General features: G+C 37.4%; 15 protein-coding genes. 11 read left to right on the top strand and 4 right to left on the bottom strand.

All coding sequences use genetic code 11. From position 1 onward, the window contains the following. Nucleotides 1-93 precede the first annotated feature (93 nt). The 8 genes from AC27IF_RS17845 to AC27IF_RS17880 all read left to right on the top strand — a co-directional run bounded on the left by AC27IF_RS17845 (nucleotide 94) and on the right by AC27IF_RS17880 (nucleotide 11,699). Nucleotides 94-1,434, top strand: coding sequence for a glycoside-pentoside-hexuronide (GPH):cation symporter (locus AC27IF_RS17845; RefSeq protein ID WP_487055701.1), 1,341 nt, complete (start codon nucleotides 94-96; stop codon nucleotides 1,432-1,434). Between the two features lie 76 nt (nucleotides 1,435-1,510). Continuing rightward, nucleotides 1,511-2,581, top strand: coding sequence for a glycoside hydrolase family 43 protein (locus AC27IF_RS17850; RefSeq protein WP_487055702.1), 1,071 nt, complete (start codon nucleotides 1,511-1,513; stop codon nucleotides 2,579-2,581). A 264-nt stretch (nucleotides 2,582-2,845) separates the two neighbouring features. Beyond that, complete coding sequence (locus AC27IF_RS17855) at nucleotides 2,846-5,872, top strand: TonB-dependent receptor (RefSeq protein ID WP_487055703.1); 3,027 nt, start codon at nucleotides 2,846-2,848, stop codon at nucleotides 5,870-5,872. A gap of 198 nt (nucleotides 5,873-6,070) precedes the next feature. Further along, nucleotides 6,071-7,666, top strand: a complete 1,596-nt coding sequence (locus AC27IF_RS17860; protein ID WP_487055704.1) for a tryptophan 7-halogenase — start codon at nucleotides 6,071-6,073, stop codon at nucleotides 7,664-7,666. Nucleotides 7,667-7,693: 27 nt separating this feature from the next. Further along, nucleotides 7,694-8,425: a SapC family protein gene (locus AC27IF_RS17865; RefSeq protein ID WP_487055705.1), complete on the top strand. Its 732-nt coding sequence runs from the start codon at nucleotides 7,694-7,696 to the stop codon at nucleotides 8,423-8,425. A gap of 13 nt (nucleotides 8,426-8,438) precedes the next feature. Further along, on the top strand, nucleotides 8,439-9,455 hold the full coding sequence (locus AC27IF_RS17870) for a cupin-like domain-containing protein (protein WP_487055706.1): 1,017 nt from the start codon (nucleotides 8,439-8,441) through the stop codon (nucleotides 9,453-9,455). Between the two features lie 46 nt (nucleotides 9,456-9,501). Beyond that, a complete protein-coding gene (locus AC27IF_RS17875; protein WP_487055707.1) occupies nucleotides 9,502-10,992 on the top strand; it encodes a tryptophan halogenase family protein in 1,491 nt (496 codons plus the stop codon). 5 nt (nucleotides 10,993-10,997) lie between these two features. Continuing rightward, nucleotides 10,998-11,699 (top strand): DUF6445 family protein, encoded by a 702-nt coding sequence (locus AC27IF_RS17880; RefSeq protein ID WP_487055708.1) that lies wholly within the window; start codon nucleotides 10,998-11,000, stop codon nucleotides 11,697-11,699. Nucleotides 11,700-11,919: 220 nt separating this feature from the next. Here the strand turns inward: AC27IF_RS17880 and AC27IF_RS17885 are convergent, their stop codons facing one another. The 4 genes from AC27IF_RS17885 to AC27IF_RS17900 are packed head-to-tail and all read right to left on the bottom strand — an operon-like array spanning nucleotide 11,920 to nucleotide 16,128. Then, the gene (locus tag AC27IF_RS17885; protein ID WP_487055709.1) at nucleotides 11,920-12,954 is read right to left on the bottom strand and encodes an SMP-30/gluconolactonase/LRE family protein; all 1,035 of its coding nucleotides are present in this window, start codon (nucleotides 12,952-12,954) and stop codon (nucleotides 11,920-11,922) included. Between the two features lie 3 nt (nucleotides 12,955-12,957). Beyond that, nucleotides 12,958-13,614 (bottom strand): bifunctional 4-hydroxy-2-oxoglutarate aldolase/2-dehydro-3-deoxy-phosphogluconate aldolase, encoded by a 657-nt coding sequence (locus AC27IF_RS17890; protein ID WP_487055710.1) that lies wholly within the window; start codon nucleotides 13,612-13,614, stop codon nucleotides 12,958-12,960. Nucleotides 13,615-13,647: 33 nt separating this feature from the next. Then, the gene (locus tag AC27IF_RS17895; RefSeq protein ID WP_487055711.1) at nucleotides 13,648-14,943 is read right to left on the bottom strand and encodes an MFS transporter; all 1,296 of its coding nucleotides are present in this window, start codon (nucleotides 14,941-14,943) and stop codon (nucleotides 13,648-13,650) included. Nucleotides 14,944-14,973: 30 nt separating this feature from the next. After that, nucleotides 14,974-16,128 carry a mandelate racemase/muconate lactonizing enzyme family protein gene (locus AC27IF_RS17900; RefSeq protein ID WP_487055712.1) on the bottom strand — a complete coding sequence of 385 codons (1,155 nt, stop codon included), beginning with the start codon at nucleotides 16,126-16,128 and terminating at the stop codon, nucleotides 14,974-14,976. Between the two features lie 276 nt (nucleotides 16,129-16,404). On the opposite strand from AC27IF_RS17900, the gene AC27IF_RS17905 reads away from it, so the two are divergent. The 3 genes from AC27IF_RS17905 (at nucleotide 16,405) to fdhD (ending at nucleotide 21,760) form a co-directional block, all read left to right on the top strand. Next, the gene (locus AC27IF_RS17905; RefSeq protein ID WP_487055713.1) at nucleotides 16,405-19,101 is read left to right on the top strand and encodes a CRTAC1 family protein; all 2,697 of its coding nucleotides are present in this window, start codon (nucleotides 16,405-16,407) and stop codon (nucleotides 19,099-19,101) included. Continuing rightward, the gene (locus AC27IF_RS17910; protein ID WP_487055714.1) at nucleotides 19,101-20,552 is read left to right on the top strand and encodes a sulfatase family protein; all 1,452 of its coding nucleotides are present in this window, start codon (nucleotides 19,101-19,103) and stop codon (nucleotides 20,550-20,552) included. Before AC27IF_RS17905 ends, AC27IF_RS17910 begins: the two co-directional genes overlap by 1 nt. A gap of 314 nt (nucleotides 20,553-20,866) precedes the next feature. After that, nucleotides 20,867-21,760 (top strand): formate dehydrogenase accessory sulfurtransferase FdhD, encoded by an 894-nt coding sequence (gene fdhD, locus AC27IF_RS17915; protein WP_487055715.1) that lies wholly within the window; start codon nucleotides 20,867-20,869, stop codon nucleotides 21,758-21,760. The last annotated feature ends 27 nt before the right edge of the window (nucleotides 21,761-21,787 follow it).

The raw sequence follows: 21,787 nt of genomic DNA on the forward strand, positions 1-21,787 counted from the left end.
TTTATTTAATACCTCCTTTACTTCTGATAATTTTAGATATAGTATTTTGGACTATATCTTGTGAGAAATATTATTCTTGTATGTGGAGTTTTAATGCAAAACGAACAAAGTAAGTTAACTATTAAAGAAAAGTTTGGCTATGGATTAGGTGATACCGCAAGTAACATCGTTTTTCAGATGGTTGCTAATTTCATGCTTATTTTCTATACCGATGTCTATGGTTTGAGTGCCGCAGCCGCCGGTACCTTATTACTTAGTGTAAGACTATTTGATGGTTTCACCGATCCTATTATGGGAAGCATTGCTGATAGAACAAGAACTAGGTGGGGGGCATATCGCCCATATTTACTCTTTTTAGCAGTGCCATATGGGGTATTAGCTTGTTTGGCCTTTATTACACCAGATTTTGATTACACAGGAAAACTTATCTATGCCTACGTTACTTATGGCTTATTAATGACTTGTTATACCGCTATTAATATTCCTTATGGTGCGTTAGGAGGGGTGATGGTGAGTTCACCTAAAGAGCGAGCATCTTTACAATCTTATAGATTTGCAATGGCTATGGCAGCCTTAGTTATTATTGTGTGGGCACTACCTAAATTAATAGCGCTTTTTGGCGAAGGGGACGAGCAATTAGGTTACCCCTTAGCAATGGCATTTATGGGGACGCTAGCTGCTATTTGTTTTGTCTTTTGTTTTAAAATGACTAAAGAAGAGCCTTTGCCTGCGGTTGAAAATAAACGAAAAAATGTTTTTTCAGAATTCTTTCTACTATTTAAAAATGACCAGTGGTTGATTATAGCTGCTATTAGTTTAGCAACCCTGACACTAATAGGAATACGAGCAGCAGTCGCACCTCACTATATTAAATATTATGTGGGTGAAGAATCATTAATCTCTGCTTTTTTAACAACAGCAGCCATAGGTTCGGTATTGGGTGCTATATCCACGAACTTCTTTACAAAATACGTTGAGAAAAAGGTGCTTTTTCAACTTGCAATTGTCATTGTTATTATTTCTCATAGCCTATTTTATGTTGTTGATTCAGAAGATATTACTCTGATATTTATTCTCTATTTCATAGCGAATTTTGCTCATATGATGATCACACCAATTATGTTTTCAATGGTAGCCGATACTGTAGATTATGGCGTGTTAAAAATAGGAAAAAGATTAACGGCAATTACATTCTCTGGCCATTTGTTAGCGATTAAATTTGGTTTTGCAATAGGTGGCGCTTTAGCTGGTTGGATTTTAGCGGCTTACAGTTATGTACCAAATCAAGCACAGTCAGCCGAAACATTAACGGGCATATTATTGGCATTTGCAGGTATACCCGTAATTTGTATGTTGTTGAGTTTGCTACTCGTTAAAAAATATAAGTTAACAGAGGTTGAAGTCATTAGAATTCAGCATTCTCTTGAAAAATAAGCAAAATATTAAATTAACAATTAATTAGTTACTTAAGTGACTGATAATTACTTTGTAGTAGAGCATAGGAAAATATATGACCAGTAAACAAATAGCTGAATTAGAGCCAGTTGAATCATTAAGTCATGCGGAAAAAATACAGCAAAAAGATTTAGCACGTGCAAATTTATTAAAAGAGAAAAGTGAGCCTCTTGTTAAGCATATCTATACAGCAGACCCATCAGCTCATGTATTTGAAGGTAAAATTTATGTTTATCCTTCTCATGATATAGAAACAGATAACAGTATAAATGACAATGGAGATCATTTTGCAATGAGTGACTACCACGTATTGTCACTGGATAATGATAACTTTACTGCAACCGATCATGGTGTCGCATTATCACTTGAAGATGTTCCATGGGCAAGTAAACAAATGTGGGCACCTGATGCCGCACATAAAGATGGCAGCTATTATTTTTATTTTCCAGCAAGAGATAGAGAAGGGATTTTTCGTATAGGTGTCGCAACAGGTACTTCTCCTGTAGGGCCATTTTCAGCTGAGCCTGACTATATTCAAGGTACATACAGTATAGATCCCGCAGTTTTTGAAGATGATGACGGAAGTTATTACCTCTATTTTGGTGGCTTATGGGGAGGGCAATTACAAAATTGGTATGATGGTCAATTTAATGTAGAGGATAGGTACCCTGCAAAAGGTAAGGCATCTTTGCCAGCTAAAGTCGCTAAGCTATCAAGCAATATGTTAGAGCTAGCTGAGGAAGTCAAAGATGTTGTTATCATTGATGAGCATGGAAACTCAATAACTGTCGAGGACAATCATCGTCGTTTCTTTGAGGGGCCATGGATACATAAACATAATGGCGTCTATTATTTTTCTTATTCTACAGGGGATACTCATAAAATAGCCTACGCTACGAGTCATTCACCTTATGGGCCTTTTACCTATCGTGGTGTTATTTTAAATCCGGTGTTGGGGTGGACTAATCATCATTCTATTACTCAGTTTGAAGGTAGATGGTATTTGTTTTATCACGATAGTAGTCTATCTCGAGGCCAAACCCATTTACGTTGTGTCAAAATGACAGAATTAATTCATGATGAAAATGGCGACATTGAAACGATAGATGCTTACGAAAACAAGTAAAAATTTTCTTTTTGTTTGTTTTGGTCTTTTTCACAATAAGCAGAAAGGGTGAAAAGGTGCAAGACAATTAATTCCAGCAACAAAATTTTTGCACTATAACTTCGATAACATCAACTATTATTACTATAAAAATATAATTCTTGTTATCAATTTAAAAAAAATACTTATTGTCATAATGAATATAATGTGGTAGAAATGTTATTGTCATTTTGACAAGAACAATTAAGTGAAATAAAACATAAATATAATAATCAGGGGATTTTAATGTTCAATAAAAATATTTTATCAACTTCTATAATCGCAGCTTTAAGCTCGATGGCTGTTTCTACAATAGCCTACGCAGAAGAGAATGAAGCAAAGGATGTAGAGGTTATCACCGTAACGGGGATACGTGGTAGTTTAGCGCGTGCTATGGATGTAAAGCGTAGCTCAGAAGGTATTGTTGATGCTATTTCAGCAGAAGATATGGGGAAGTTTCCAGACACCAACCTAGCTGAGTCGTTACAACGCATTACTGGTGTATCGATCGATCGTGCAAGCGGTGAAGGAAGTAAAGTCACTGTTCGTGGTTTCGGACCTGCAAATAATTTGATTACTTTAAATGGTCGTCAATTACCTACAACAACAGGGGATAGAACATTTGATTTCGCTAATATTGCTTCTGAAAGTGTATCTAGTGTAAATGTTTATAAAACTTCTAATGCTAGTGTTGCCTCAGGTGGTATCGGTGCAACTATTGACTTACAAACGCATAAACCTTTGCAGTCACCAGGTACTGTTGCAACATTTGGTGCAAAATTAATTAATGATACCTCGACTGAAGAGGGAAGTACGACACCTGAGCTTAGTGGTTTATATTCCCAAACCTTTGCAGATGAAATGTTTGGTATTTCAATTGCCGGTAGTTATCAAGATCGTGAAAGCGGTATGCAGCAATTTTTACAAGACCAAGGTTATCGAGCAAGTGACTATACTAATACAGGCTGGGGTGGCGTGCCTGCTGGTGCAGAGGGCGGAACAAATAGACCAACAAGTGGTATTTATTCAAACCCACAACAACCACGTTATGTTTTTGAAGAGCGTCAACGTACACGTATGAATGGCCAGTTGGTTCTTCAATACAAACCGATTGAAAACGTTACCGCGACTTTAGACTACACCTTGGTACGTAATGAAATAGAAGAGCAACATACTGATGCTTCAGTTTGGTTCAACTATGCCGGTGATCGTAGTGAATCAGTGTGGGCAGGTGAGCCTAATGCAGTACCACTTATTTATTCTGAAATCTATGATATTAATAGCCCTGGAGATTATAAAGATACTTCATTGACTGTTGGCTCTTGGGGGAACGAACAAAAAACTGATTCCATCGGTTTAAATATCGATTGGCAAGTAAATGATAGTTTTAATCTAACATTTGATCACCATAGCTCTTCTGCTGGAATGCAAGCTTCAGACCCACGTCACGGTACTCGTAATAATGTTCAATTACCTTCTTATACACGTGATCGTACCGGTCTAGATTTAACGGGTAGTTTACCGGGAATAGCGTTAGGTAATATAGAAGCGTTCACTCCTCAAACAATGCGACTATCAGGAAGTTGGTTTGCGAACGACAAATATTCTTCAGATATTGATCAAACTCAAGTATCTGGTGAATATTATCTTAATGACGAGCTAAGTATTGATTTTGGTGTTTCTGTTAATAAAGTCAATAACCATTATCGTCATACTCAAGTTCAACGATCGGATTGGGGTGGTGTAGGCGAAGAGGGAGATTTTGCTGATATTAATTGGCGTGAAGATACCATTTTAGATAAGTTTGAAGCGACAGCGGGGAACTTTGAAGGTACGGCAACACAGGCTGACTATGATTTGTTCAACACTATCTATTTTGCTGATTTTGATGAAATAGTACGAGCAGCAGAGTTTGCCGACCCAGTCGCGAATGTAGATGGTGTATGGGGTGACTGTAAAGCGCCAGAAGGAGCTCCTTCTGGCCCTAATGGTGAAGGGCATTTCTGTGCCTCTACTAATTGGGACGCTGATACCAATCGCTACACAGAAGAAAAGACCACCGCATATTTCTTCCAAATTAACTATGAAACAGAGCTAGGTGATATGCCCTTTAGTGCATACCTAGGTCTTAGGTATGAAACTACAGACGTACATTCAAGAGCTTCTGCTCCAGGGTATAGTGTCGTAGAATGGACTGAAGATACTTCAACTGCAGTCACGGGTGTGACCGGTATAGAAACACTTAGCCAGTCAGCAGATTATGACCAATTCTTACCAAACTTAAACCTTAACCTAGAAGTGACTGATGATGTGGTATTAAGAGCAGCATTTAGTAAAACAATTTCTAGAGCAGATTATGGCAGCTTGCAAGGTGGCACAACGATTAATACTAGTGGTAGCTTAAGTGGTTACTCAGGTAACTCAGGTAATCCAGGTTTAGAGCCGTTAGAATCTATTAACTATGACATCTCGGCAGAATGGTATTACGATGAAGGGAGTTATGTTTCATTAGGTTTATTCAAAAAAGATGTTACCAACTGGATAACAACAGGCACGGTCGATTCACAAATATTTAATCTACCTAACCCGTTGGATGGTCAAAAATTTGATGCAGCTGTTGCGGCATTAGGTGCCAATGCTTCAAATCAAGATATTAGAACTTATATCTTTGAAAACTTCGCCGATGATCCAAATGTTCAGCCTAACTTTGATGAAAATGGCGATTTAGATGGCGGTACAATTTTGGGTGACTCTGCTACCGATAATACCGTTAACTTTCGTTTAAATGTGCCGGTCAATGGTGAAGAAGAGTACACGATTGATGGTTTAGAGTTTAACATTCAACATTTATTTGGTGAATCTGGTTTTGGCGGCATATTCAATTACACCATGGTAGACACTGATTTAGCCTATGATGATGATTCACTTGACGATACCGCGGCATTAGTCGGTTTAAGTGATACTGCTAACTTTGTTGCATTCTATGACAAGCATGGTTTACAAGCACGTATTGCTTATAACTGGCGTGATAAATTTTTGAATGAACGACGCACAAATGGTGATTTAACTGCGCCAATTTATACTGATGAGTACTACCAAATTGATTTCAATATCAGCTACGAAATTTCTGCTGTTGAAGGCCTGACTGTGTTCTTAGAAGGTATAAATATTACGGATGAATATTCTACTGAATTTGGACGAGATGATCGACTTGTGTACAGAATAACTCAAGGCGGTGCACGATATGGATTAGGAGCAAGATATAAGTTTTAAGGTGTTTTGACACTAAATTTATCAAATAGAATAAAGCCACTTTTATAGTGGCTTTTTTGTTTACATTTTCATGGAAACTATTCTTTATGGCTATAGCAATTTGCAAAATTACTTGTTATAGTCAAATTAACATTAAGCTGTGCGTTAAGATAAATCAAAGGAAAGTTCATCTAAATTTCCAAGTCGTTAAGTGGTAATATGCAGTCAGAAATAAATAATATTGTTATTGTAGGTGGCGGTACTGCGGGGTGGATTACCGCGGGATTAATCGCAGCTAAGCATACCAATAAAAATGATTCAGAGAGAAATAACTTTCCTGAAATCACTGTTACAGTAATCGAGTCTCCTCATGTTTCTTCTATTGGTGTTGGGGAGGGGACATGGCCTTCAATGCGGGAAACATTAAGAGAAATAGGGATAGATGAAACCGAATTGTTTTTAGATTGTGATGCGAGTTTTAAACAAGCATCTAAGTTTATTGACTGGGAGGTTCCAGCTAAGGTAAGCAATGAAGAGAACCGGGCTTATTTTCATCCTTTTTCCATGCCGTTGAGTATTAATAGTGAAAATTTAGGCAGCTACATTGGTAATCACTTTTCACAATTTGATAACTCAAGCTCCTTTGCCCAGCAAGTTTGTTATCAATCTGTTTTGTGTGAAAAAAACTTGGCACCTAAACAAATTACCCATAAGGCTTATGATTATATCGCTAATTATGGTTATCACTTAGATGCGAATAAATTTTCCGCATTATTGAAAAAACATTGTATAAATAAACTTAATGTTAAGCATATTGTCTCCCATATTACTTCAATAAAAAACAATGAACTGAATGATATTGCCTATGTTACTACAGACAACCAAGGTGACATTTACGGAGACTTATTTGTAGATTGCTCAGGCGCTAAATCACTATTGCTAGGTAAGCATTATCAAATACCATTTTGTAGCAAAAAAGATATTTTGTTCAATGACACTGCACTAGCCGTACAAGCTCCGTATCTTAACGATAATGCGGAAATCGCATCATGTACTCACTCGACAGCTCAAACTTGTGGTTGGATTTGGGATATAGGTTTGCAATCACGTCGTGGGATTGGGCATGTATACTCAAGTGAATATACAACCGATGAGGCAGCCGAGAGAGCATTAACACAGTATATTAAACAAATTGATTTGAAGAGCAATAATGAATTATCAATTAAAAAACTTTCGTTTAATCCGGGATTTTATGAAAAGTTTTGGCATCAAAACTGCGTAGCTGTCGGAATGTCTGCGGGCTTTATTGAGCCCCTTGAAGCCTCTGCTTTAGCGATGATAGAACAATCCGCACAGATGATAAGCGATCAGTTACCAAAAACAAAGCACGCAATGGCCATCACTGCTAAGCGGTTTAATAAAAAACTCAAGAGCCATTGGCAGCAAATAATAGAATTTTTGAAGCTGCATTATGTTTTATCTAAACGTGATGATTCTCAATATTGGCTTGACAATAGAGACAGTAAAACTGTCCCTGACTCTTTACAAGAAATGCTGACACTATGGCAATATCAAGCTCCGTCAAAGTATGATGTTACTCAGGCTAACCCCTTATTTCCTGCTGCGAGTTATCAATACATTTTGTACGGTATGAATTTTATCACTGAGTTTCAAGGGGGCTGTGGAAGTAAAGAAAAATTAATGCAGCACTTGTTAAATGATGTGCAAAATAAACGACAAAAACTTAGCCAAGTGTTAGAGCCAAATAGAACACTTATAAACAAAATAAAACAATACGGCTTACCCAAAATTTAAGCTAATAATAAATGAACGAGGTGCTATATGGCAAACCATGTCCTACTTAATAATATCGAACATAAATCGTTAAAAATTAATACCGAAAGAACTAAAGAAATGGGAGATAATATATGGTTTGCACAAACATTTTTCATGGAATTTAGAAGCGTGCAAGCGCATTATCCTATTTTATTTCAAAAAGATAGTAATACAGGGCAACTAATGCCAATTACTCTGTTTGGTTTTAATAAAGATGAAAATTTGTTTTTGAAAGACGGTCTTTGGGACGCAACTTACATTCCTTTTTCTGTGCAACGGATGCCTTTTTATATTGGCTATCAAGAGCAAGAAAATAATGGTGTAACAGAGAAACAACGTGTTATAACCCTTGATCTTGATTCTCCAAAGGTTAATGAAGACAAAGGCGCGGAGCTATTTTTAGAATATGGTGGCAATAGTGATTACTTGGAAAATATTGCCAATATATTAGAGAGTCTTCATAACGGATTATCGCAAAATGAAACCTTTATTGACGCACTAGTTAGTTTAGAGCTATTAGAAGCTGTTACGATAGATATTGAACTAAATGATGGTAGTAAAAACCAGCTGATTGGTTTTTATACTTTAAACGAAGACCGGCTAAATAGTTTACCTCATGAAAAAATTATAGGATTACATCAAGCTGGTTTTATAGAGCCAATATATATGGTTATTGCTTCTCAAGTACATATCCACGATTTAGTCGTTAGAAAAAACGCCATGATAGTGCCTAAATAAATGATGTCAGCAAATGTTGGATATTAAAAATAAAATAAAGACCTTGTTGAATGTCACCTCAAAAAACCTTAATGAGGAAATATTGTCATCTGAGATTCCTCTTTTATTAAAGGGCTTTGCTGATGATTGGCCGATTGTTCAAGCAAGTAAACAATCACCTTTAAAGGCGGTTGAATACCTAAAAGAAATGGATAACGGTATTACCGTTAATGCCTGTTACCTTAAACAGGAACAAGCAGGACGTATTTTCTACAATGAAGATATGACAGGTTTTAATTTCCAAACAAAACAACAAACGCTCAGCACGGTTCTCTCTGAAATATTAGCGCAATCTGTTTGTGATAACCCTGAAACCATTTATCTTGGTTCAACGAGTATTAAACAGGTGTTACCCGATCTTATCCAAGAAACAGAAACCTCACCTTTACTAGTCAATACTATCTATAACATGTGGGTAGGAAATCGAACAAAAGTCGCCGCGCATTTTGATTTTTTACAAAACTTAGCTTGTTGTGTAGTTGGTAAAAGGCGGTTTACATTATTTCCACCAGAGCAAGTTAAAAATTTGTACTGTGGCCCTTTAGATAAAGCACCTGGTGGTCAAGTTATTAGTATGGTGGATTTTGAACAGCCAGATTATAACAAATACCCTAAGTTCAAAACAGCGATAGCGTCAGCGATAGTAGCTGAATTAGATGCTGGCGATGCAATTTTTTTACCGAGTATGTGGTGGCATCATGTCGAAGGCATTGAAGATGTCAATGTTTTGCTTAATCATTGGTGGAGAAATACACCAGCTTATATGGGCAATCCAAATGATGCTCTGAACCACGCCATGCTAAGTATTAGAGATTTACCTAAAAATCAGCGTAATGCGTGGAAAAATTTATTTGATCATTATGTATTTGAATATAAAGATGAAAATTTCAATCATATTAACAGTGAAGCTCAAGGTATTCTGGAAAAGCCTTTAACAGAGTTACAAGCTCGCAAGCTTAGAGCTAATTTACAAAATAAACTGAGGCGTTAATGCTAATGAATACCGATACAATTAACCACCAAGTAGGAATAAAGTCATGAGTGTTTCAGCAATTAAAAATGTCGTGATTGCCGGCGGCGGAACAGCAGGGTGGATGGCTGCGGCAGCCTTTGGTAAGTTGCTAGGGAAAAATCTTAATATCACCTTGGTTGAGTCAGATCTTATTCCTACGGTAGGGGTTGGAGAAGCAACAATACCTACGTTACACATTTTTCATGATCTATTAAAAATTAAAGAATCTGAGGTAATGAAAGCGACAAATGCCACATTTAAGTTAGGTATTTCGTTTGAAAATTGGAAAGAGGTGAATGAAAGCTATATTCACTCTTTTGGTTACTTAGGTCAGGGGTGTTGGGCTGCAGGTTTTCAACATTTTTGGTTAAAAGGCCAACAAAAAGGTTTGGTAAGTGAAATTGGTGATTATTGTCCTGAACATGTTGCTAGCCGACGAGGTAAATTCGCCGTAATACCAAATCAAGAGCGAAACCATGCTTTTCATTTAGATGCTGGTTTATATGCAAAGTTTTTAAGAAATATTGCTGAAAATAATGGTGTTAAGCGAGTAGAGGGAACAATTTCAAAGGTCACTCAAAATAAAGATAATGGCTTTATAGAATCAATTAGCTTAGAAAACGGTAAGATTGTTGCAGGTGACCTATTTATCGACTGTACCGGATTTAAAGGTATGCTCATTGAAGAAACACTCCATACTGGTTTTGAAGACTGGAGCCACTGGCTACCTTGCGATAGTGCAATTGCAGTACAAACTAAACATACAAAAGCTACAGTACCGTATACGCGATCTATCGCGCATACGGCTGGTTGGCAGTGGCAAATTCCATTACAAAATAGAATGGGGAATGGCATAGTCTTTTGTTCCAAGCATATGTCAGATGAAGAAGCTAAAACAACGCTACTGAATAATATTGATGGGGACTTAGTCAATGAGCCTAGAGTGATCAAATATAGAACAGGAACACGCCGAAAACATTGGCATAAAAACTGTGTTGCTATTGGCTTATCAAGTGGTTTTATAGAGCCGCTCGAATCAACAAGTATTCATTTAATTCAACAAAGTATTATTCGCTTATTGCAGAATTTTCCTTCTATGAAAATGGAGCAAGAAACCCAAGATGATTTTAATAACAAAATGCGCTATGAGATTGATAATATAAGAGATTTTATTATTCTTCATTACCATGTTACACAACGAACTGATAGCCCCTTTTGGCGATATTGTAAGGATATGGAAATACCAGAAACGTTACAGGAACGCATTAACTTATTTCTAGATAATGGCAATGCTTATAAAACAGAGCGAGAATTATTTGGTGAAACGTCTTGGATTCAAGTGATGATGGGACAAGGATTAATGCCTAAGCGTTATCATGCTATTGTGGATATGATGTCTGATGCGGAGCTTAAAAGGTTCTTGGATAATATTAAGGTGACAATAGAGCGACGAGTTAATAGCTTTCCTGAGCATAATGAATTCATCAAAAATTATTGTGAATCTACGGTAGTTTAACGATTGTGATTAAGATTAACCGTCAATCAGTACCAAAAGTAGAATTGATTGGTAAAGAAAAAACGCCAATTATTATTATTGATGATTATATTGATAATCATCAAGAAGTTATTGAGCAAGTAGCTGAATACAGTGCCTTTAAACCAGATGAAATCACCAGCTATCCAGGTATTCGCTCACCTATACCTAAAGACATCGTAGTAAATTACTTAAAGCCTTTGATAAATGGACTTTATGGGATATATGACTTTCCAGATACATGGCAACCTTTTCCCAAAGATAACTACTTTTCGCTAATTACAACTCAGCCCGATAAGTTATCAGCAATTCAATCTTGGCCCCATTTTGATACTCCTAACAGTAATTTGTTAGCGGTAATTCATTATCTAGGTAAAGGTGAGTTTGGCGGTACTGGTTTTTTTAGGCATAAAAAAAGTGCTTTAGAACGTATTGAGAAGAAAAACAAAGAGTACTTTTATCAATGTGCTGATGAGTATTTTATGACTTTAAAGGAAAAATCAACAGGTTATTGCACTGAGCATCACACTGAATTTACCTGCTACAAAAAAATTGCTTATAAACCTAACCGGTTAATTATTTTCCCTGGACAGCTATTACATTCATCCTTAGTTAACCTAAATACAGATATTGATCCAAGTCCTGCCAGCGGTCGGTTAACGGCAAATATGTTTATCGCTTTTAAATAAACTCACCTTTTTATCAATATGTTAGGTCTGAATCTTTATCAGTGTTTTATCCTCATGTTGCTGAGGAGGAGTTTAGTGAATTACTATATGAAGGCAATCGGAACTTGAACTAAAGGATTTATTGGCAGGAAGAGTTTTTATTTCATAAATACACAGTATTTATACCCTTAACAGACTTTTCTTAAGTCTGTTAAGGGGGATTTATCTAAGTGGTTATATGCTAATTTAACGCCACACTCATTAGTGTGTCATGAGCTGTCATGTATAGTGTTTTCTCATCAGCGGATAGGGTGCAATTTGCAGTGAATTTTCCCGTTCTTATCTTAGCAAGTACTTTACCTTCGGGGTTAAGTAACCAAACACCACCGGGACCTGTTGCAAAGATATTACCATTAGAATGGACAGCCATACCATCAGGCATGCCTTCTTCACCTTTTACGCCAACGTATTCACTGGCATCAATCAGAACTCGTTTATTCGTCACTACTCCTTCTGTAGATAAGTCGTATGCTAACCAATGTGGGAATGCTTCATCTGAAACAGCAACCAGTAATGTTTGCTCATCAGCAGAAATGGCAATGCCATTGGGAAAACTAATTTCTTTATCAAGTAGCTGTAAATGCCCATCTGGTGTTAATCGGTATATCCCTTGAAACGCGAGTTCTTTGCGTTCGTCTTTCATGATAGCCTTTAAACCGTATGGTGGATCAGTAAAGTATAAACTACCGTCAGAATGCATCACTGCGTCGTTCGGACTATTTAGACGTTCATGCTTATAATAACCCGCTAAGGTTTTAAAATTAGCTTTAGGATTTGCCAATGGAGCATTCATTACTGCCACGCGTCTATCGCCTTGCTGTAACAATATTAAGTTACCTTGTTGGTCAAGCAATAGGCCATTAGAGCCTTGACCGTAGTCGTCTTGATGTAATCCTGTCGCACCAGAATTTGTAAGGTAAACACTTAAGCCCTGTTTTGGATGATACTTCATGATCTTGTTGTTAGGGATATCTGAAAAAATTAGATAGCCTTCCTCTTTTAGCCATAAAGGACCTTCAGTCCATTTAAAACCAGTGGCTAAAGCATTAATGCTGGTGTCTTTATCCAAGAAGTTTAAAGCGTCATCGGACAATATTTCAATTGATGGCGTGACTGTATTATTTGCGGAATGCTGATTTGCAACTGACTTTTCTTTGCTTTGAGCGCAAGAGGTGATAGCCAATAGGCTAAGGAGTATTAACGTGAGTTTATTCATTGTTTAAGCCTTGTTTTTCGGGAGTTTAGAAACATAACTTCGAACCAATTTGGTAAGGTTTTGTTGTTGTTCTAGTGTTGATGCTGCGCTGGTAAGATCATTGCCGACACCTACCCCAATTGCTCCAGCAGCAAACCAATCCTCAATATTGCCCACATTAACGCCACCAACAGGCATTAGTGGAACGTCAGAAAAAGGCCCTTGCAGATCTTTGAAATATTTTACCCCTAAAGAGCCAGCGGGGAATACTTTAATCAAATCAGCCTCGTAATCCAATGCTTTGGCAATATCTGTTGGTGTTAATGCCCCCATTAGCACGGGAATTCCATATGAATGAGCTAATTCTACTACTGATTTATCAGTGTTTGGTGTGACAAGAAATTGAGCACCTGCTTCTATGGCTAGCATAGCTCTTTTGGTATTAATGATAGTACCAGCACCGATTAATACGGTAGGGTATTTTAATCTAGCATTATGTATTTCTTCACAAAATCCTGGTGTGTTAGCAGTGATTTCAAGTGCTGTTACTCCTCCTTCAACTAAACAGCTAACCACGGATGCAACTTCTGATTGTAAATTAAGTCGAATAATTGCCACTAATTGACTTTCGACAATCTTTTTTACGCTATGTGTACGTTGAGTTTGTAAATTTTCTTCCATTATTTTTAGCCTAGTTTTATATGAAAATTAGTTTTAATTAGCTGTTTTCTCATCAATGCGCTGGATTTTTCCAACGAGAAATAAATAGGAAAGACAGCCAATCACCGCCAATGCGGCGATAAACAATAATGCAGGTTTAAAGTCGCCATCTTTAACAAGAAAGCCAATGATAATAGGCACAATGACAGCTGAAAGACCGCCAATTGAGTTAAAACAACCGCCGATTAAGCCCACTAAATGCTTAGGGGCAAGTAAAGACACAAAAACCCATGCAATGGATGAAAGGCCGTTACCAAAAAAAGCGATAGACAGGAAAGTGATGACCCAAAACGTGTCGTCAGTGTAGTTAGCACCAATAATAAAGGTGGTTAAGATCAAACCAGTAATAATAGGGGCTTTACGAGCAAACTCTTTTGATACGCCTTTTCTCACTAAATAATCAGAGCTAAACCCTGAGACTAAAACCCCACAAAATGCAGCTAAAAACGGCACTGAGGCCAGAAAGCCTGATTTTATAAAATCTAAGCCTCTATATTCTACTAAGTAGGTTGGGAACCAAGTTAAGAAGAATATTAATGTGCCGCCTAAACAAAATTGGCCAATATATATCCCCCATAATTTTTTACTGGAAAAAGCGAGCAAGAACTCTGCACGAGTAAACTTTTTCTTTTTGTTAGTTTCTTGCGTGGTTTCATCAGTAATTAAATCAAGCTCTTGTTTATTGATACTTGGGTGGTCTTGAGGATCACGATAAAATATATACCAGATAGCAGCCCAGACAATGCCTATTAGCCCTGAGATGATAAATAAACCGCGCCAGCCAAAGTAGTTTTGAATAATGGCTAAAAACGGCATTAAAAAAGCCAAACCAATGAATTGTCCTGAAGTGTATACTGCAATAGCTGAGGCCCGTTCATTTTCAGGAAACCAAGTGGTAATTATTTTGTTATTACACGGGTAAGAAGGCGCTTCAAAGGCCCCGATAGCCATTCGACAGCCAATCAGGGCAGCAAATGAACTGATCATGCCTTGTACGAGTGTTGCAACTGACCACGCAACAAGAATAAACGGGTATAAAATGCGTGCTTTGACTAAATCGACAGTGATGCCGCCAGGTATTTGTAATATTGAATAAGTCCAACCAAAGGCTGAGAATATCAACCCCATTTGCACAGAGGTTAAGCTAAGCTCTTCAGTTAATGCCGCGGCAGCGACAGAAATGTTAGTTCTGTCCATGTAATTGATGACGACACTGAGAAAAATTAACGTTAATACGTGAAACCGCTTTCTGGTCGGCTTTTCTATTATCGCCTGTTGAATGTTTTCCATAGTTACTCCCATTATTTATTCGAAAATGAATCACCAGTTTGTGTATGAGCCATCTTCTTTGTGTAATCGTGGTGCTTCCCAATATTTGAAAGGTAAATCTTTTATTAGCGCTTCATTAACGTCGATACCTAATCCAGGTAAATTAAGGACATCAAAGCAATTGTCGTTAACCTCTGGTCGATTAACGAAGAAACGATCATAGTCCTCCATATCGCCATCGTACGGAGGTAACTCTAACCAAGAAAAGTTAGGTATCGCTGCGCAATAATGAATAGAAGCAGCAGCACAGATAGGGCTAAGCGGGTTATGAGGCATCATATCGATGTAATGTAATTCACACAACGCGGCTATTTTCATTGATTCAGTAAAACCGCCAGCATTACAGATATCCACACGTCCAAAGCTAGTTAAGCCACTTTCTGTATAAGGCGCAAAGTCCCATTTGCTGGTTAGCTCTTCACCAATAGCAAGTGGGGTATCACACATGGTTCGTAACGTTTGATAAGCGGTAATTGACTCGTTTCTTATTGGCTCTTCAATAAAATCTAGTGTTCCCGCGGGCATTCTTTGTAAAAATGAAACCACCTCAGGTACAGATAATCTGTGATGGTAATCAATGCCAAAAGTGATATCGGGGCCTAATGCTTCACGTGCTTTGGTTAACCATTTTGATGTACTAGCAATAGATTTTCTAGGTTCAAATATCTCGGGTTTATTCGCATTACCAACCTGTCCTGTGGTTGTTCTTATTACGTTCCAACCTTCATTTTTTAAACGCAAAACATCTTCAATAAGCTCAGGTCCCATAGAAGCGGTAGTTGTCGCAAAGAGTGATATTTTGTCACGTTGCTTGCCACCAAGTAATTGATGGACGGGAATATTTAGACTCTTTGCCACTAAATCATGTAATGCAATATCAACGGCGGCTATTGCTGCTGAAAGTACACGTCCGCCTTCAAAGTACTGACTACGATACATTTCTTGCCAAAGTGCGCCTATGTTAACGGGATCCTTACCAATTAAGAATTCTCTAAAGTGTTCAATAGCGCCAATAACTGCTTTTTCACGACCAGATAAACCTGATTCACCCCAGCCGTAAACTCCCTCATCAGTTTCCACTTTGACTAAACAAACATTCCTAAAACCTGCCCAAAAACCATAGGCCTTTATATCTGTAATTTTCATGTATTTCCTTTGCAATCGTCTGAACGTAATCAATAAACATGTTTATTTCTTGATTGCTTGTTAAACTCAATCTCATATTTGCACTTAATATATATCAAATTGCACACAATTCAATAGTTTTAAATCATTTATTTTATAAATGCACAATACGAAACGGTGTATTGCTCAATAGAAATACCCATACAGCCGTTTAAACATGCATATTTCAATAAACTACTGGACAATCAATTTACCACTAATGTAAATTGTAGACAATTAACATTATTAAAGGTTCATATGATAAATATATTAAGTAGAGTGTTAGTTAAAACACTAGTGCTTGGTTTATTGACTTGGCAATTAGCTGGTTGTGATAAAAATAACACCATAGATTTACCAATAAATATAACGCCGGCTAATCCGATGAAATTTGACTACCAAGTAAAAGGTAGCTTGTTGAAAAAAATGATTATCGAACTAACTAACCCTGAAAAATACGCGAGTTTAAGTGTATTCGCCGATGGGAAGTTATTGGTTGATCATTTGAATATTCCCACCTCGGGCGCTCAGACCGTTAATGCAGTAGTAAGGTTTGATACTCTTGAACAAATAACATTAACGTTTGTGGTTAAGGGAGCTTCACTGGTAATAAATGACTTTGTCTTTGAAGATATTTCGGACATTACCTTAGCTCAATATAAAGATATTTCTGTCAAGGCTGGCTTAGATAAAGCTAGCTCTATTAAATATGGCGGTCCGACTATTGCGGATATTGACAACGATGGCGATTATGATTTTATTGTTAATAATCATAATGAAGAGCCTAGTAAACTGTATTGGAATAATGGCGACAGTACAGTATCAAAGCATCATAAAGATCTTTCCCGTTGGTTTATGCATGATTTACACGGCACCGCTGCAGGAGATTATGATAATGATGGAGATTTAGATCTTGTCGTCACTATGGGCGGCGGGAATGGGAAAAATCCATCGAAAGCTAACTTTTATCAAAACAATAATGGCACTTTTGTACTTAGCACGGGAGATGTTGGCATAGATAGAGGTGGTAGAGGGCGAGGTGCTAAATTTATTGATATGGATCTAGATGGCGATTTAGATTTAATGCTCATTAATGAAGCGAGTTTAACGCAAACAAAGCCCCAACACTTTTTTTATGAAAACTTAGGAAATGGCATGTTTTCATATAAATCGGTTAAAGGCATAGAAGATCAAGAGCCATCTAGAGCATTGATTGTGGATATTAATAATGACCACATTGATGACATTATTTTATATAGCCCATTATCTGTATGGCAGGGGAATGGTGATTTTACTTTCACCGATATTAGTTCACAAATTCCCGATAACATAACACAGCTTAATGATGTTATGGCGTTGTCTAGTATTGATATCGATAATGATGGCGACCAAGATTTATATCTTGCGAGAGGAAAACCGTTTGAGCACGGATTTGGTGAGTCTCCTTCGGTTGATCATGATCCCATTAGCCAAGAATTTTCTATCAAACCTAGAGGCTATAAAGGTGTCGATGAGTTCGATTTTATTGCTGATGGCTCAGTAAAGTTTCATACCTATAACTTCTTAACGCAAGGCGCTTTTAGAGGCAAAGATTACCCGATATTCTTAGGAAATAATAAAACTGTAACGGTTCTTAAATCAGGGGAAGAATTAGAAATAACACAAAATGCATCACAAGGTTGGCCTGAAGATATTTCCGAAAATGGCGTATATTTTGGTTATTTTGGTAAAGGACGTTGGAAATCAGCGCTAGTACGTAATGACAATATCTTCTGGTCATTTAGGTTTAGCCTCTCTGGTGTGAAAGATGTATCGCTTGGTTTTGAGCCTGAAAATAGGAATATTAATGATGTATTACTTCGTAATGATGAAGGTAAATTCACTGATGTAAGCAGAAAGTGGAATGTGCCAGCAGGTGGGAATTCACTCGGAGTGACAGTCGGTGACTTTAATAATGATAGCCACCAAGATTTATTTGTATATCGATGGGGACAAATAGCAAGCAGAATATCAGACACTATGTTGCTAAATACTGGTAATAAAAGTTTTGAACGAACCACGATGCATGGCGCTAATGACGTTGGCGGACCGGGTAATGGTGATATGGGGCAAGCATTTGATTTTGATTTAGATGGCGACTTAGACCTATTAAATGGTAGTGAAGATGGCGAGTGGTATTTATATGAGAATATCTTAAAGCCTAATGACAATAATAACTATGTGTTAGTTCGCGTTGGTTATTCACCTAAAGATAATATTGACGCTATTTCTGCAAAAGTAACCATCACTACAGCCTCAAAAACGTACCAACAAAGCGTTGGCTCTGCAGGAGCAGTGTTTTCACAAAGTTTGCTTAATATCGTTCATTTTGGTCTTGGGAAAGAAGATTCCATTAAACGTATAGACGTGAAGTGGCGCAATGGTGAAACGGTTGTATTAAAGGCCCCCGCAACTAACCAATTATTGTTTGCTGGCGAAGTAATGCCTACGCTAGATAGCAAAAGTAAAAAGCACACTAAAAACTATCAGTTTATGAATACGCCTTGTACTAAAGACTGTACTGATGCGTATATCAACATAATCGACGAAGAAAAATATCGCCACAATGACTTTGTTGTCGGTGATAGCTTAACGGTGAAAGTTAATTATCATGCAGGATCAGGTTATAAAGTCATATCTTCAGATGAAGGTGGTATTCGCTTTTGGTTACGTGAATTTAAAAATAAATGGATACCAGCAAAAGATACCATATTAATTGAACCAGACGCTCTTTATAGTGAATCAGGAAGCGCAACGGCGACATTTTCTTTGGCTGATTTTACCCCGTCAGCTGAACTCCCTAAAGGACATTTTTATTATCTTAATGCTTCATTTTCCAATAGTAACGGTGAAGTGTTAAAGCATGAAATCTACCCCATTAATATTGTTCCAACAACGAAAAAGGCTGAGCCGTAATGCGTGTTGTGATTCACTGTACTCTCTTGTTAAGCTTGGTTGTATCATTAGTACCTATGTTAGTAAGTGCTAAAGATCAGCGTCCTAATATAGTGGTTATCCTAGCGGATGATTTAGGTTATAACGATGTTGGTTTTACCGGTAAAACTGAAATTCAAACCCCTAATCTTGATGATTTAGCCAATAATGGTGTGGTTTTTACTAATGGATATGTCACACATCCATACTGTGGTCCCTCCCGAGCTGGGTTATTAACCGGACGAGCGCAGGCTCGATTTGGTATGGAAAATAATGTTTCATATATGCCAGATGACCCACATATGGGCCTACCTTTAACAGAGGTAACTTTTCCTACACGATTACAAAAAGCTGGTTATAAAACGGCTATGTTTGGGAAATGGCATTTAGGCGGCGCACCTAAATATCAGCCGAATAACCGAGGCTTTGATTATTTCTATGGTTTTTTAGATGGCGGGCATAATTATATGCCAGGAGAAGTCGAAGTAGGGGGCGACGGTTACTCGTTACCTATCATGAGAAATACCGGTGTCGCTGAATTTACTGAATATTTAACCACCGCTCTAAGTAACGATGCGGTAAATTATATAGCAGATAGTAATGACACGCCGTTTCTAATGTATTTAGCCTATAACGCGCCACATGCCCCTTTACAAGCGCCTCAACATTTTATTGAAAAGTATGCACATATTAAAGATCAGGAACGTCGAATATATGCGGCGATGGTTGACGCCATGGATGAGGGTATTGGTCGAGTTATTAACGCATTAAAACAACGGGGAAAGCTTGATAATACCTTGATATTCTTCCTTTCTGATAATGGTGGCGTATATCCTGAGTCATGGTTACCAACCTTCGATTGGGCAGATAACTCACCCTTTAGGCGTGGTAAAGTTGCCTTATTAGAAGGCGGTGTTCATGTACCTTTTATTGCTCATTGGCCGAATCAAATTCCAAAAGGCTTAAAGTTTGATGGTTTAGTGTCTTCTCTTGATATTGCCGCCACATCGGTTGCTTTGTCTCTTGCAGATGACTCAGATGGCAAGCTTGAAGGTGTTAACCTTATTCCCTTTATTACTAAGAAAAAACAAGGAAGCCCGCATCAAGCATTATTTTGGCGACTAGAAGAAGCGGATCACCTTTGGGCAGTTCGAACGCCTGAATTAAAATATATGAATCAAACCTTACCTAATGTGGGTAGAAGCTTTTTTGACATGACGGTTGATCCAACAGAGAAAAATAACTTGATTGATCAATATCCACAAAAACAAGCTCAGTTAGCTAAGTTATGGAATGAGTGGAATAAGAAAAATGTAAATAGTATACATTTACAAAAATATGAATATGACGCTGTTAAGAAAAAGTTTTTTGATAATTTATACAAAGAGCAAGTAAAAGCGGCAAATGAACGAGGTACTTATGACATTCGGTAATCACTTTCATCGTTTGTATTATAGTTTAATTTGCTTTTGCCTCTTTTAATGCGGTTCAAATACCGGTGAAAGCGCACCCAGTTGTTCTAAGCCAAATTACCGGCTTAACAGGAAATGACGTGAGTTGGCGACGATGACTAGAATGGATGCTTATCGCCCTGAAGTCACCAGTATTCAATAATTATTATAAAAAATCATAGTTGAAATCAGTAGTCATTTTAGGGGCTACTTTGGGGTAAATTAATATCAAAAATTTGTTATTTTATGATTTCTATTTGGGATAATTGTCGAAGGGGACACTATATAATCTCATCATGAAAAATACTGCCCCAATTAATATATTAAACCACCACTCAGTCGCAAAAATCAATAAATTACAAAGTACTGTAAATAACAATATTCTCAAAGCCGTTCAGGATGTAGTTATCACAGAAGCGCCTTTATTGGTAAGTCTCACTTATTATTCCTCTCACTCAAATTTATGGCAAACGTTTGATTTAACTTTAATGATGAGAACACCAGATCATGACGAGGAATTAGTTTATGGACTGTTATTCAGTGAAAGAATTATTAGAAGCACTGCCGATATTACTTCAATTACCTACTTTGAAGACACTGATTGCAAGGAAGGGAGCTCTGAAAATCATATAGAAGTAATACTCGCTAAGCATGTAAAGATTGATAAGAAAAAAGCGACGCGAAACTTTTCAAGTCAATCGAGTTGTGGCATTTGCGGAAAAAACTCTTTGCGAGCTCTGGCATTAAGGACAAATTTTTCGATAGACAATAGTGTCAATTGGCTAAATCAGAGTGACATTACAAAATATGGTGATGAATTAACATCGATGCAACCCTTATTTAAACAAACAGGAGGAGTCCATGGGGCTGGTTATATTTCAGATAATAATTGGCAGTGTGTATATGAAGATGTAGGGCGACATAATGCTGTAGACAAGGTTCTAGGTAGTCTACTAAAGCAAAGCACTTTTGTAGCAAGGTCAATCCTTATACTAAGTGGCCGCGTAAGTTTTGAGCTTATGCAAAAAGCAATTGTGGCGGGAATACCCGTTGTTATTGCAATGGGAGCTCCATCAAGTCTCGCTATTTCAGCTGCTCAGCAGTTTAATATTACGCTCATTGGTTTTACTCAACCCTCTCGATTTAACGTATACAGTGCACAAGATCGTATACGTTTGAATAACGAATAAATTCTGTGTGAACGCCCCCTGAAAGGT

This window comes from Colwellia sp. KS18-150 (genome assembly GCF_057551365.1).